The sequence below is a fragment of the Streptomyces cahuitamycinicus genome (assembly GCF_002891435.1).
GTDB classification, from domain to species: Bacteria; Actinomycetota; Actinomycetes; order Streptomycetales; family Streptomycetaceae; genus Streptomyces; species Streptomyces cahuitamycinicus.
The window spans coordinates 1-14,196 of record NZ_POUC01000197.1 but is presented as its reverse complement, the minus strand read 5'-3'; the positions used below and the strand labels follow the sequence as shown (position 1 = coordinate 14,196).

Annotated in this window: 9 protein-coding genes and 3 tRNA genes; 9 read left to right on the top strand and 3 right to left on the bottom strand. The window is 68.6% G+C overall.

Annotated features, from left to right (window positions below):
• The 5 genes from uppS to C1J00_RS24415 form a co-directional block, all read left to right on the top strand.
• The coding region (gene uppS, locus C1J00_RS24440) for a polyprenyl diphosphate synthase (protein WP_102911204.1) at positions 1-798 on the top strand (798 nt) is incomplete at its 5' end.
• A gap of 902 nt (positions 799-1,700) precedes the next feature.
• Positions 1,701-2,027 (top strand): CU044_2847 family protein, encoded by a 327-nt coding sequence (locus tag C1J00_RS24430; protein ID WP_102911202.1) that lies wholly within the window; start codon positions 1,701-1,703, stop codon positions 2,025-2,027.
• A 53-nt stretch (positions 2,028-2,080) separates the two neighbouring features.
• The gene (locus C1J00_RS24425; RefSeq protein WP_245936485.1) at positions 2,081-6,106 is read left to right on the top strand and encodes an AAA family ATPase; all 4,026 of its coding nucleotides are present in this window, start codon (positions 2,081-2,083) and stop codon (positions 6,104-6,106) included.
• A gap of 517 nt (positions 6,107-6,623) precedes the next feature.
• Positions 6,624-7,121 carry a type II toxin-antitoxin system Phd/YefM family antitoxin gene (locus C1J00_RS46990; protein WP_245936484.1) on the top strand — a complete coding sequence of 166 codons (498 nt, stop codon included), beginning with the start codon at positions 6,624-6,626 and terminating at the stop codon, positions 7,119-7,121.
• Positions 7,118-7,564 carry a PIN domain-containing protein gene (locus C1J00_RS24415; protein WP_102911200.1) on the top strand — a complete coding sequence of 149 codons (447 nt, stop codon included), beginning with the start codon at positions 7,118-7,120 and terminating at the stop codon, positions 7,562-7,564. The genes C1J00_RS46990 and C1J00_RS24415 overlap by 4 nt, the downstream gene beginning before the upstream one ends.
• A gap of 324 nt (positions 7,565-7,888) precedes the next feature.
• Here C1J00_RS24415 and C1J00_RS24410 read toward each other — a convergent pair.
• From C1J00_RS24410 to C1J00_RS24400, 3 genes are all read right to left on the bottom strand, one after another.
• Positions 7,889-7,962, bottom strand: a tRNA-Ile gene (locus tag C1J00_RS24410).
• A gap of 190 nt (positions 7,963-8,152) precedes the next feature.
• Positions 8,153-8,225, bottom strand: a tRNA-Asn gene (locus C1J00_RS24405).
• Positions 8,226-8,230: 5 nt separating this feature from the next.
• A tRNA-Asn gene (locus tag C1J00_RS24400) sits at positions 8,231-8,303 on the bottom strand.
• Between the two features lie 159 nt (positions 8,304-8,462).
• Between C1J00_RS24400 and C1J00_RS24395 the strand changes: the two genes are divergently transcribed.
• The 4 genes from C1J00_RS24395 (at position 8,463) to C1J00_RS24380 (ending at position 14,164) form a co-directional block, all read left to right on the top strand.
• Positions 8,463-8,768, top strand: coding sequence for a YtxH domain-containing protein (locus C1J00_RS24395; RefSeq protein ID WP_033306263.1), 306 nt, complete (start codon positions 8,463-8,465; stop codon positions 8,766-8,768).
• Between the two features lie 175 nt (positions 8,769-8,943).
• Positions 8,944-10,392, top strand: coding sequence for a xylulokinase (locus C1J00_RS24390; RefSeq protein ID WP_102911198.1), 1,449 nt, complete (start codon positions 8,944-8,946; stop codon positions 10,390-10,392).
• Between the two features lie 110 nt (positions 10,393-10,502).
• On the top strand, positions 10,503-12,236 hold the full coding sequence (locus tag C1J00_RS24385; RefSeq protein ID WP_102911197.1) for an ABC transporter ATP-binding protein: 1,734 nt from the start codon (positions 10,503-10,505) through the stop codon (positions 12,234-12,236).
• Positions 12,236-14,164 carry an ABC transporter ATP-binding protein gene (locus C1J00_RS24380; protein ID WP_102911196.1) on the top strand — a complete coding sequence of 643 codons (1,929 nt, stop codon included), beginning with the start codon at positions 12,236-12,238 and terminating at the stop codon, positions 14,162-14,164. The genes C1J00_RS24385 and C1J00_RS24380 overlap by 1 nt, the downstream gene beginning before the upstream one ends.
• Positions 14,165-14,196 lie beyond the last annotated feature (32 nt).

Below are 14,196 nucleotides of genomic sequence, written 5' to 3'. Positions count from 1 at the left end.
CACCCCAGCGGCGAGCGGCCCCCCGGGATCCCGCCGGGCGATCTGCCCTCCCACGTCGCTGTGATCATGGACGGCAACGGCCGCTGGGCCCAGCAGCGCGGCCTGCCCCGGCACGAGGGCCATCGCGCCGGCGCCGACGCCGTCCGCGAAGTGGTCCACGGCGCTCTGGACATCGGCCTGCGCCACCTGACGCTCTACACCTTCTCCACCGAGAACTGGCACCGCGACCCGGAGGAGGTCGACGCGATCCTCGATCTGCTGCGCCGCGAACTGACCGAGAACCCCTTCCGCGACCTGGACGTCCGGCTGCGCTGGCACGGCCGCGCCGGCCGCCTGCCCCCCGACCTGGTCGACGTCCTCCATCTGCGCGAGCGCACCACCCGCGCCCGCACCGGCCTGACCGTGACGATGTGCATCGACTACGGCGGCCGGGACGAGCTCACCCGCACGGCCGCCGCCCTGGCCGGCCGGGCCCGGGCCGGCCGTCTGGAGCCCGGCCTGATCGCCGAGGACGACTTCGCACGGCACCTGCCCCTGGCGGACCTGCCGGACGTGGACCTGCTCTGGCGCACGGGCGGCGAACAGCGCGTCTCCAACTTCCTGCCCTGGCACACGGCCTACGCCGAGCTGCACTTCACCCCCGGCCTCTGGCCCGACACGGACCGCCGCGACCTCTGGCAGGCGATCACCGCCTACACCCACCGTCAACGCCACCACGGCGCGACCCCGGACCCGGGCCCCGCGAACGGACCGTCAACCGCCCGCCGTTCGACGGCTCCTGCCGGGCCGGGCGGGTGAGCGGCTGCGGCATGGCGTGCCGGTGATGGCGACGTCGGCGGTCCGACGTGCCGACGCCGTGACGAAGCGGCTCAGTCGTGGGCGAAGTCGAGGTGCCGGCGGAGTGCCTTGTGCCGCAACACGGTTCCGAAACCCGGTGTCCCCCTGAGCGTCCCCGGGCCGCAGTGGACCATGGTTTCGATTCCAGCAGCCAGAAGAGACGTTTCTGTAGACCAGAACGTTTCGTTGACTTGCTTTCGGTGGGGCGGGTGGGACTCGAACCCACGGCCGACGGATTATGAGTCCTTTTCGGATCTTCCGAATCGTCCCCGCTCTTGCCTCGATCTTCCTATAACCGCAGGTCAGAGGCGCTTCGCCGTTCTGGTTCTGCGCCGGCCTTCCTGATCCTTCCGGGTCCTTCCGTCCACTGCGTGTCCACTGGCCGCCCCCGAGAGCCTTTCCGAAGGAGGCGCTTGGGGGCGTCTGCTGGATCGATGCAGGTTGAGCGTGGGGGGTCACGTCCGCTGGAGTGGTGTATCGACGGCCACTCGGTGATCTCGTCTTTGAGGCTATGCGGTGAGTTCGGTGGGCAGGGCGGTGTCGTCGGTTTCTGACTCCATCGGGTGGAGTGGTTGCGTCCTGGGAAGTGCTGTACGGGTTCCCAGGACGCAACCGCGTGGGGACGTCGAGGTCTCGAACTCTCACGCAGCGGATTGCCTTTCCGGAGCAAAGCACCACGAAGCAACGCGTGGCCGCCGACTGGTGCCGAAAGCCGCCATACAAGAACGTGCCGCTGGGCAGTTGGAGTGCGCCTGCCCAAAGACCAAGCTCGACGGCGGGCTGACCGCCTCCCACGATTCGCCCAGCGGTAGGCCCGAAGGGCACAATGCTTGTCAATCAAGTCTTAAACAGGGGGAGTTCACGTGACAACGCAGCAGGTCTCGTACGCACTTGACGACGAGACCGTCGTGCGATTCGAGATCGAGGAGACGGACACCTTCAGACCGGTGGGGGCGGAGGAGGTGGTAGGTAGGGTCCGCGAAGCCGTGCGACCAGCCGTGGAGGCCGCGCGTGCTGTCCTGGACCGAGTGCGGGAGGTACGCCCTGCCGAGGTGGAGGTCAAGTTCGGCGTGAAAGCCACCGGAACGGCGCAGTGGTTGGTGGCCAAAGCCGCCACCGAGGCAAACTTCGAGATCACCCTCGTCTGGCGACCCGGCGAGACATCGAACGCGGCCCCCGACAGCCCGTGAACGCGTCCATGGGCACCGGTCCGCGCCCGGGCAACGACCCTTGGGTCGCGGCAGTGCACGCCGACGAGTATGACGACCGTCCCTTGGGATCCGGGTTCCTCATCGATAGCCGGCGCGTAATGACCTGTGCCCACGTCGCCTGTCCCTCGTGGGACAAGGGTGCCGCGCTCTGGGTGGCCTTTCCCAAGTCTGACCAGCTCATGGACCGGCGGTTGCTGGTCAGCGAGGTGATCGCTCCGAGCCCTGAAGGCAGGCGGCGCACACAGGACGTCGCGATCCTGGTGCTCGCGGACAACATTCCCGATGAATGGGCGGCACCCTTACGCCGTCCCACCGCCGGAGACCTCGTGGGCGAGCCCTGGTGGTCTTTCGGCTTCCCTGACAGCGACGTCTTCGGCAACTCCTCCGACGGGGAGGTGGGAGAGAAACTAGCCTATGGCTGGATCCGGCTGGACACCGCCTCGCGGTACCCAGTGCGCCCCGGCTACAGCGGCGCCGCCCTGTGGTCCCCCACCTATCAGGCTGTGGTCGGCATGGTGGGCCAGGCGAACAGCTCGGGCGACGCGCGTGCACTGACGTTCTTTCAGGCAGACAAGTGCCTTCCCGACCAGAAGTTGTCCGCCCTGACGGAGTGGTCGGCTCAAGATGCAGGTGAAAGCGCGCTCGCTGCCTGGGGCTGGACCCTGGAAGACGACCCCGAGGCAGGACGACACTGGAAGCCGCGCGCGCGCGGTGTCAGCACGGATTCGGAGCGGGGTTTCCGGTTCCGCGGTCGCACCGCGGCCCTGACCGAGATCGTCGACTGGATCACCGCCGATGAGATGCCCAGGCATGTCCTGGTGGTCACCGGATCCCCCGGGGTAGGAAAGTCGGCCGTGCTCGGGCGGGTCGTGACGTCTGCCGACACCGCCATCGCGGCAACTCTGCCCCAGACGGACGACGCTGTACGCGCTCCCCTGGGCTCGGTGTCCTGCGCCGTTCACGCCAAGGGCAAGACCGCACTCGAAGTCGCCCGCGAGATTGCCCGCGCCGCTTCCGCGGCTATTCCGCAGGCTGTGAGCGATCTCGCCCCCGGCCTGCGGGCGGCGCTCACCGATGCCTCGCGGTCGCCCTTCACCGTCGTCATTGACGCCCTCGACGAGGCCACCAGCGCCAAGCAGGCCCGGCTCATCGCCCGCCAGATCGCCGTTCCCCTCGCCGAAACATGCGCGGACCTGCGGGTGCGCATCCTGGTGGGCAGCCGGCGCCGGGACGACGAAGGAGACCTGCTCGCCGCCTTCGGCGAAGCCGCACGCGTTATCGACCTGGACGACCCTACGTTCTTCGAGGAAGCCGATCTCGCGGCGTACGCGCAGGCCACACTGCAACTGCTCGGCGACGAGAGAGAAGGCAACCCGTACGCCGACGACCGCGTGGCCCGCCCCGTTGCCGCCCGTATCGCCCGGTTGGCTGATGGCAACTTCCTGGTGGCAGGGCTCACGTCACGTGGCCGCGGATTGCGCGACACGATCGCCGTGGCCCCGGCGGACATCTCGTTCACCCCCACGGTCGCCGCGGCGCTGCACGAATACCTGGCACGGCTGCCCTCGGTTGATGGCATTGCTGCGGAAACGGTGCTCACTGCGCTCGCCTACGCCGAATCCCCGGGATTACCGCTCCCCCTCTGGGGCGTCGCCATCTCGGCGCTGCATGGCACGCGTCCGACGGAGGACGGACTGCGCACGTTCGCTCGTTCGGCGGCCGCCAACTTCCTGATCGAAACTGGTGTCAACGACCAGAACACCGGGGTCTTCCGTCTCTTCCACCAGGCACTCGACGATGCACTCAGGCAGCCCCGCGTCAAGAGCGGAGCCACGGAGGGCGACGAACGCGCTCTCACTCGCGCCTTCATCGCCCACGGGCGGGCGGGCGGCTGGGACAACGCACCTGCATACCTTCTGCGTTCGCTGCCCCGGCACGCGTCGCGTGGCAAGGTCGTCGACGACCTGCTCGCCGACGCGTCGTACCCCCTCCACGCCGACCTGCGCCGGCTGATCCCCGTGGTGGGGCAAACGCGGACACCCGAGGCGCGGGGGCATGCCCTGATATTGCGTCAGACACCCCTGGCCATCGACGCCGAGCCTGCACAGCGTGCGGCGCTGTTCAGCGTCACCGAAGCCCAGGAGGGGCTCGGCCGCACCTATCAGGAGTACGCGGCCAGCAGCTCCTACCGGGCCGCGTGGGCGCAGGTCGCTCCGCAGGCCGAGGAAGCTGTCCTCGAAGGGCATATGGAAGAGGTCCGCGCAGTGTGCGGCCTCGTCGTCAGAGGACGCTCCGCGCTCGCCAGCGCAGCAGAGGACGGCACTCTGCGTCTGTGGGACCCGGTCCTGGCTCGTTTGACGCGAGTCCTGCGGCCCCGATTCGGAGGGATCAGGGCACTCTGGAAGTGCACGATCGACAACCATCCGCACCTGGCCATCGGCTCTGGAGACGCAGTACACCTATGGGATCCGGCGACAGACACCCGTGCCGGGCAGCTCCGCACCCTGAAAGGCCATGACGCCACGGTGTACGACCTCTGCCAACTTCAGGCAGGGGAGAGTAAATACTTGGCCACCGCCGGCGCAGACACGACGGTACGTCTCTGGGATCCCAACACTGGAGAACGCGTGCGGCTGATCACAGGGCACACCGACTGGGTCAACGCCGTGTGTAGCGTCCCGTCGCCTCACGGTGATCTGCTCGCCTCAGCAGGCGTCGACGCAACCGTGCTCATCTGGGATCCGCTCTCCACTGAGACGCCGTTGCACTCGCTGACCGGGCACAAGGAGGCGATCAACGCCATGTGCGCGATCGAGGTCGGTGGTCACGTGCTGCTGGCCACCGGCAGTGCGGATGCAACCATACGGCTATGGGACCCCGTGATGGGGAAAGTGGTGCGGACCCTCAGTCGCCGTGCAGAACCGGTGCTCAGGCTGTGCCCGCTGGAGGTGGAAGGCCAGTCACTGCTCGCATTTACCACAGGCGACGCCATACAACTTTGGAATGCCGCTTCTGACGACGACGTCCTCACCCTGCGTGGACACAGCGACGACATCGGGGCGCTGTGCACGCTGCCCGTTCATGGACGCACGTTCCTCGCGAGCGGTGGCCTCGACCACACGGTGCGCCTTTGGGACCCGGCAAGGGTGCAGGTCAAGGAAGCCCATGCCGTCCACGCGGTGTGCGTAGCGTCTGTCGATGAACGCACAGTCCTTGTCACTGGCGGCGACGATGGAGTCCAGGTGCGAGACGTCGTCACAGGCCAAAACCAACAGGTTCTTGACGGCCCGAGCGACTGCGTTCGCGCCTTGTGCCCGCTGATCCTCAGCGACCGCGCCCTTGTGGCCGCTGCTGACGACGACCACTTCGTCGTCCTTTGGGACCTGAGATCAGCGGAGGTGTTCGGGGAGTACCGAGGACACACGGCTGCTGTTCACTCCATCTGCTCTCTGACGGTAAGCGGACGCACACTCCTCGCCAGCGCCAGCGCCGACTGCACCGTGCGCGTATGGGATCCCGAAACGGCAGAGACCATCCACATCCTGAGGCATCCCTATGGCGTGTACGCAGTGTGCGCCGTCGATGTCGACGGCGACCAACTGCTGGCTTCTGCCAGCGGTGGGCCTGACGGCCGGGTCTACCTGTGGGACCCCCTAACGGGCGACCGCACCGGACACCGTTGGCGCGCTTCGACGGCTGTTCTCACCATGTGTTCCTTCCGCATCGGCAAGCGATCGATCATCGCCGCCGCAACAGTTGACGGTGAGACGTGGCTCTGGGACGCCGCCACTGGGCAGTGCGTCCACAACTCCGAGGAACCCGGCCTGCGTCATACCAGCGCGATCAACGCCCTCTGCTCCGTCGAACACGCTGGTCGCACGCTGCTGGTCACAGCGAGCAGCGACCGGACAGTGCGTCTGTGGGATCCAGCCACCGGAACACAAGTCATGGAGATACCGGTCCGCCACGTCAGCCTGGCGGTGGCCTGGTACGAGGGGTTCCTGGTCGTAGGCCTCGACCGGGGGCTGCAGGTCCTCTCCCTCAACTTGTCATCCTGACCTTGGAGGCTACCGAGCACTCAGCTGAGTTCCGGACGCTGGAGGACACCCCAGCCGCCGCGAAGAGACCTACGTCAGGCGCTCAAGCAATCCATTCACTTGGCGCGCCCGGAACCGCCTGCCCAAGTCGCCCAGGTGACACCTTCCCCTCAGCGCCGCCCTGATCTCTGCGTCCCGCCAGCGACCCCGCGCGAAGCGGAACGGATGTGTTCACCCTGTCGCGGATCCACGGTGTGATGCCCGGGCATGACGCCCAGGCGGCGCCCCAGGGCGCGAGGCAGCCGCACCGGTCCCGGAGTGCCGTCACCGGGAGGCTGACGTCGCGTTGTTGGTGGCCGCCTCCACCGCACCGCCGATCGAGTGCTCCGTGCTCGGCGCATTCGTATGACACCACCTCGACGGACGGAGCTCTCCCGCAGCGGTCGCCGTCGTCAGGCACGTGCGTCCCGCTGCTGTGCCCTCTCCAAGAACGCCGCCACAGCAGTGAAGTCGTTGTCCACGGCGCTGCCCCCGCTGCGTGAGCTTCTTCCACCTGGACCAGACCCCGTCACGGCTGCAGTGGACCGCCCGACTGCTGCCGCTGCACCACCTCGACACCGCACCGCTGGATACGCTTACCCCACACCGCGGCATCGCCGCACGCATCGCGCCCTCGGGGGCCCGGCCGCATTCGCCGCTGCGACCGCTGGACTCGCGTTTCAGCTGCTCCGCTGGGACACCAAATGAGCAGCACCGACCGTCGCCGACCCGCAAGAGTAGTAACATGTACTACATGGAGACCACAGCCCGCGAGTTCAACCAGAAGTCCTCACAGATCCTTGCCGCCGCGGCCCGCGGCGAGACCGTCACGGTCACCAAGAACGGCACCCCGGTGGCTCGGGTCGTACCGATAAGTGACGCTGACGTCCCCCCGTACCCGACCGACCCCATGGCCGACCTCGACCTGCCCGACCTCGGCCTGCCCGACCTCACCGACGACGAGATCGAGGACACGCTCCAGGGGATGGGCGCGTGACCCTGGTCGCCATCGCCGACACCAACGGCCTGTACCGCCTGCTCGACCCGAACCTCACCGGACACCAGGAACACAGGGAGGCACTGGCAGCGACCAGCCACCTGGTCATCTCTCCCCTGGTTCTGGCCGAGTTGGACTACCTGATCGCGACACGTGCCGGAGCCCGCAAAGCTCTGGCGGCGGCCCGGTTCATCGAACGCAACGTGGCGACGCGCCGTTTCGAGGTGCCGCCTGTCAGCGCACACCTGAGCGCGGCGATCGCGGTCGCAGAGGGGTACGCCGACGCCGACGGCGGCAAAGGTGTCGGACTGACCGACGCCATGAACGTCGCCCTGGCCGCCGCCTACCGCACCGACGCCCTGCTCACCAGCGACCATCACTTCCGCATGGTCCGTCCCCTGACCGGCCATCCCGCCTTCCGGCTCCTACCCGACGACCTGTAGGCCGCACCGCTGGGGCTCGCCGGGCGGCGTGGCAGCTCCGTTACTGCTCGACCCAGCCACGCCGCTGTGCACACGGCTCCAGGCCCTCGCGTCCATTATGCGTCCACTATGCGTCCACTGGATCTTGGGGCACGGAGACCGCGAGGTGATTTCCAGCGCACCCGATCTCTCGTATCGCTGCAGGCCAGAGGCCGTACCTGGATTGGTCAGATCACTCTCGGCGGCTTCCGACAGTGCCCCTGGGTAGCGGATTCTCTCCGTAGGGCCCAGTTCATGATCTCCCTGCCGAGAAAGACGTTTCCGCAGGTCACGGACCTGCACAGGTGGGGCGGGTGGGACTCGAACCCACGGCCGACGGATTATGAGTCCGCTGCTCTAACCGGCTGAGCTACCGCCCCATAGCGGCGTGTCGCGTACACGTGTGCGCGCCGTCTGCCGCAGCATAGCCGCTCATACGATCTCCTGCTTCGGCTGGGCGGCTTCGCACGGCCTACGTGACCTTGAGGACTGCGCCGGGTGCCGCGCGGTTCCCGGGACAGCGGATCGGACATGAAAAAGGACCCCTGAGAGGGGCCCTCGTTCAACCTGCTCCCCCGACTGGACTCGAACCAGTAACCTGCCGGTTAACAGCCGGCTGCTCTGCCAATTGAGCTACGGAGGACCGAGCTCCCCGGACTGGACTCGAACCAGTAACCTGCCGGTTAACAGCCGGCTGCTCTGCCAATTGAGCTACCGAGGAAGGTCTCGTTTCGCATCGAACGCACCTACCTGGGTATCCGCCAGGGGGCGCGCGTTCGCTGCGACACATACATTAGCGCAAGCAGGGGGGTGCTCCGCCAATCGGTACTCCCCGGCGCCGACGCCGCACCGGAGACCTACGAAGGAAAGGGTGGCCGCCATGCGTTACCGGCTCACGTTCGTCGCCGGAGTCGTCCTGGGTTACGTGCTGGGCACGAGGGCCGGGCGCGAGCGCTACGAGCAGCTGAAGAAATCAGCCCGGCAGTTCGCTCAGAACCCCGCGGTCCGCAACACCGCCGAGACGGCGGCCCACCAGGGCCGTGAGTTCGCGGGCAAGGCGTACCACGTGGTGAGCGACAAGGTCGGCGACCGAGTCCCCGAGTCGGTGGCGGACCGGGTCCGTCACCTCCGCGACCGAGCCACCCACAACGGCGGCGAGGACGACTGGGGCACGACCAACACGTAACCGTTCGTGCTCGCGCCGGGTACGGCTACGTCCCTCAGGGGGCGCGGGACTGTATCGATATGCGGCTCCGCCACGTGGGCGCGACCAGCCACGACGTAGCCCCACCCGCGCGCGGCGCCAAGATCCACGGCGCCCACGGCTCAACCCAAGCGGAGCGTACGGCAGAATTTTGGCCATGGGGATAGTAGCCGGGTTGGACAGTTCGCCCGATTTCACTCGGATCGTCGTCTGTGACATGGACACCGGAGCCGTGCTCAGGCAGGGCTATGCACCGCATCCGGTGGAGAGCCCCGCGGGCGGCGGCCGGCCCTCGGACGTCGATCCGCAGGCCTGGCTGCTCTCCCTGGGCGAGGCCGCGGGCGGTGGGCTGCTGGAGGGTGTGCAGGCGATCGGTGTCTCGGCCCAGCAGAACGCCGTCGTGCCGCTGGACGCGCAGGGCAACACCGTGCGGCCGGCGATGGTCGGTGGTGACAAGCGGACGCAGGTCGCCGCGGCCGACCTGGTCGACGCGCTCGGCGGGCGTGAGGCGTGGGCGCAGGCCGTGGGCTGTGTGCCGCAGGCCGCGCAGCCCATCACGAAGCTGCGCTGGATGGCCCGGACGGAGCCGGAGAACGCGCAGCGCACCGCGGTCCTCCTCCAGGCACACGACTGGCTGGTGTGGCAGCTGCTGGGCCGGCCGGTCAGGAGAACCACCGACCGGGGCGGGGCGTCGGGTACCGGCTACTGGTCGGCGGCGACCGGCGGCTACCGGCCCGACCTCGTGGAGCTGGCGCTCGGGCACCAGGTGATGCTGCCGGAGGTGATCGGTCCGGCGGACGCGGCCGGTACGACACCGGAGGGGCTGCTGATCTCCGTGGGCACCGGCGAGACGATGGCGGCGGCGTTCGGCCTCGGCATCGGCCTCGGCGACGCGGTGGTGTCGCTGGGGGCGTCCGGGTCCGTGATGGCCGTGCACCCCGAGGCCCTGGTCGACGGGTCGGGGATGATCACCGCGCTCGCGGACGCGACCGGCATGCACTTGCCCGTCGTCACCACGCTGAACGCCGTACGGACACTGCGCGGGGCGGCCGAGCTGCTGGGGCTGCCCGATCTGGAGAGCCTGTCCGACCTGGCGATGAAGTCGACGCCCGGGTCGCACGGGCTGGTGCTGCTGCCCTATCTGGAGGGTGAGCGGACGCCGAACCTGCCGCACACCGCGGGGACCCTGGCCGGGCTCAGGCGCGAGTCGATGAAGGCGGAGCATCTGGCGCGGGCGGCGTTCGAGGGGATGCTGTGCGGGCTCGCGGACGCGCTGGACGTGCTGCGCGGCCGGGGTGTGGAGGTGCGGCGGGTCTTCCTGCTCGGGCCGGCCGCCGAACTGCCCGCCGTGCAGGCGGCGGCGCCCATGCTGTTCGGGACGCAGGTCGTGGTGCCGCAGCCGGCGGACTACGCGGCGATCGGCGCCGCCCGTCAGGCGGCCTGGGCGCTGGGTGCTTCGCAGGGCACGCTCGACGTGCGGAACCCGCCGGTCTGGCAGGGCGCGGTGGCGCAGGTGCTGGAGCCCGGCGACGAACTGGCCGTGGGGCAGGCGGTGCGGCAGCAGTTCGTGGCGGTGCGGGAGCAGACGCATCCCGGAGCCCTCTGACCTCTCGACCGTCTCTTGGGTTAATTCGGTTGAGGTAACACCGGTGGAGTGTTCGACGATAGGGGCCAGGGGCAACCAACCGCTCCGTCGCCCACTCCGAGAGAAGCTTCGTGCTCATACGACTCCTGCGGACCTGTCTCAGGCCCTACAAGAGACCCATCGCCCTGCTGGTGCTGCTGCAGTTCCTGCAGACCTGCGCCACGCTCTACCTGCCCACGCTGAACGCCGACATCATCGACCAGGGTGTCGTGAACGGCGACACCGGCTACATCCTGGGCTACGGCGGCCTGATGATCGGCATCTCGCTGGTCCAGGTCGTGTGCAACATCGGTGCCGTGTACTACGGCGCCCGTACGGCGGCGGCGCTCGGGCGGGACCTGCGGGCGGCCGTGTTCGACCGGGTGCAGTCGTTCTCCGCGCGTGAGGTGGGCCACTTCGGGGCGCCGTCGCTGATCACCCGGACGACGAACGACGTCCAGCAGGTGCAGATGCTGGCGCTGATGACGTTCACGCTGCTGGTGTCGGCGCCGATCATGTGCGTGGGCGGCATCGTGCTGGCGCTCGGTCTGGATGTGCCGCTGTCCGGGGTGCTGGTGGCGGTCGTTCCGGTGCTGGGCATCTGCGTGACGCTGATCGTGCGGCGGCTGCGGCCGCTGTTCCGGGCGATGCAGGAGAAGCTGGACTCGGTGAACCGGGTGCTGCGCGAGCAGATCACCGGCAACCGTGTGATCCGCGCCTTCGTCCGCGACGAGTACGAGCAGCAGCGCTTCCGCAAGGCCAACACCGATCTCACCGACTTCGCGCTGGGCACCGGCAATCTGCTCGCGCTGATGTTCCCGATCGTCATGACGGTGGTGAACCTGTCGTCGATCGCCGTGGTGTGGTTCGGTGCGCACCGGATCGACAGCGGCGGGATGCAGATCGGTGACCTGACCGCGTTCCTCGCCTATCTGATGCAGATCGTCATGTCCGTGATGATGGCCACCTTCATGTTCATGATGGTGCCGCGCGCCGAGGTGTGTGCCGAGCGCATCCAGGAGGTCCTGGACACCTCCTCCAGCGTCGTACCGCCGTCGGCGCCGGTGCGGGAGCTGCGCAGGCACGGGCATCTGGAGATCCGAGGGGCGGGCTTCCGCTATCCGGGAGCCGAGGAGCCGGTGCTGCGGGCCGTGGACCTGGTGGCCAGGCCGGGTGAGACGACCGCCGTCATCGGCTCGACCGGCAGCGGCAAGTCCACACTGCTCGGGCTGGTGCCGCGGCTGTTCGACGCGACCGACGGGCAGGTGCTCGTCGACGGTGTCGAGGTCGCGGAGATCGAGCCGAAGCTGCTCGCCAGAACCGTCGGGATGGTGCCGCAGAAGCCGTACCTGTTCGCGGGGACCGTGGCGACCAACCTGCGCTACGGCAATCCGGACGCCACCGACGAGGAGCTGTGGCACGCGCTGGAGGTGGCGCAGGCCAAGGACTTCGTCGAAGGGCTGGAGGGCGGGCTCGACGCACCGATCGCGCAGGGCGGGACGAACGTCTCCGGCGGGCAGCGGCAGCGGCTCGCGATCGCCCGGACGCTGGTGCAGCGGCCCGAGATCTACCTCTTCGACGACTCCTTCTCCGCACTCGACTACGCCACGGACACCGCCCTGCGGGCCGCGCTCACGCGGGAGACCGCCGAGGCGACCGTGGTGATCGTCGCCCAGCGCGTGTCGACCATCCGGGACGCCGACCGGATCGTCGTCCTCGACGAGGGCCGGGTCGTCGGCACCGGCCGGCACCACGAACTGATGGCGGACAACGAGACCTACCGGGAGATCGTGCTCTCCCAGCTCACGGAAGCGGAGGCTGCCTGATGGCGGGGCCCATGGGGCGGATGATGGCCGGGGGCGGTCCCGACCAGCGCTCGCTGGACTTCAAGGGATCCGGCAAACGGCTCGTCGCGCGGTTCCGGCCGGAGCGCGCGACCATCTACGTGCTGCTGCTGTGCGTGGTGCTCAGCGTCGGCCTGAGCGTCGTCGGGCCGAAGATCCTCGGCAAGGCCACCGACCTGGTCTTCGCGGGCATCGTCGGGCGGGACATGCCGGACGGGGCGACCAAGGAGCAGGTCCTCGACTCCATGCGGCAGCGCGGGGACGGTGACGTCGCCGACATGCTGCGCAGCACCGACTTCACCCCCGGCGAGGGCATCGACTTCACGGCCGTCGGGCATGTGCTGCTGTTCGCGCTGGGTGTGTTCACGGTGGCCGGGCTGCTGATGGCGGTGGCGACGCGGCTGGTGAACCGGGCCGTGAACCGGACCATGTTCCGGATGCGGGAGGACGTCCAGACGAAGCTGTCACGGCTGCCGCTGTCGTACTTCGACAAGCGCCAGCGCGGTGAGGTGCTGTCCCGGGCGACGAACGACATCGACAACATCGGGCAGACGCTCCAGCAGTCGATGGGGCAGCTCATCAACTCGGTGCTGACCATCATCGGCGTGCTCGCCATGATGTTCTACGTCTCGTGGATCCTGGCGCTGGTCGCGCTGGTGACGGTGCCGCTGTCGTTCGTCGTGGCGACGCGCGTGGGCAAGCGGTCGCAACCGCACTTCGTGCAGCAGTGGCGTACGACGGGCCGGCTGAACGCGCACATCGAGGAGATGTACACCGGGCACGCGCTGGTGAAGGTGTTCGGGCGGCAGGAGGAGTCGGCCGAGCAGTTCGCCGAGGAGAACGACGCGCTGTACGAGGCGGGGTTCAAGGCGCAGTTCAACAGCGGGGTCATGCAGCCGCTGATGATGTTCGTGTCGAACCTCAACTACGTCCTGGTCGCGGTGGTGGGCGGGCTGCGGGTGGCCTCGGGCTCGCTGTCGATCGGTGATGTGCAGGCCTTCATCCAGTACTCGCGGCAGTTCTCCATGCCGCTGACGCAGGTCGCCTCCATGGCGAACCTGGTGCAGTCGGGTGTCGCCTCGGCGGAGCGGGTCTTCGAGCTGCTCGACGCGGAGGAGCAGAGCGCCGACCCGGTGCCGGGCGTGCGGCCGGAGGAACTGCGCGGGCGGGTGGCGCTGGAGCACGTGTCGTTCCGCTACGATCCCGACAAGCCGCTCATCGAGGACCTGTCGCTGAAGGTCGAGCCCGGGCAGACGGTGGCCATCGTCGGCCCGACGGGCGCCGGCAAGACGACACTGGTGAACCTGCTGATGCGGTTCTACGACGTCACCGGCGGGCGCATCACCCTCGACGGGGGCGACATCGCGCGGATGTCGCGGGACGAGCTGCGGGCCGGGATCGGCATGGTGCTCCAGGACACCTGGCTGTTCGGCGGCACGATCGCGGAGAACATCGCGTACGGCGCGTCCCGGGAGGTCACCCGCGGGGAGATCGAGGAGGCGGCCCGGGCGGCGCACGCGGACCGGTTCGTACGGACGCTGCCGGACGGGTACGACACCGTGATCGACGACGAGGGGGCCGGGGTCAGTGCCGGTGAGAAGCAGCTGATCACCATCGCCCGGGCGTTCCTGTCCGACCCGGTGATCCTGGTGCTCGACGAGGCGACCAGCTCGGTCGACACGCGGACCGAGGTGCTCATCCAGAAGGCCATGGCGAAACTCGCCCACGGGCGGACGTCGTTCGTCATCGCGCACCGGCTGTCGACGATCCGGGACGCGGACGCGATCCTGGTCATGGAGAACGGGGCCATCGTCGAACAGGGCGCGCACAGTGAGCTGCTGGCGGCCGGTGGGGCGTATGCGCGGCTGTACAAGGCGCAGTTCGCGCAGGCGGTGGCCGAGGTGGACTGAGTCGCGGGGGGGTGCCGAGTGGGGTCCCGGGG

What these genes read in the sequence shown, in the direction of transcription:
- C1J00_RS24395 (WP_033306263.1), top strand. Translation starts at nt 8,463, where the DNA reads ATGCGTTACCGGCTCACGTTCGTCGCCGGAGTCGTCCTGGGTTACGTG.
- C1J00_RS24390 (WP_102911198.1), top strand. Translation starts at nt 8,944, where the DNA reads ATGGGGATAGTAGCCGGGTTGGACAGTTCGCCCGATTTCACTCGGATC.
- C1J00_RS24380 (WP_102911196.1), top strand. Translation starts at nt 12,236, where the DNA reads ATGGCGGGGCCCATGGGGCGGATGATGGCCGGGGGCGGTCCCGACCAG.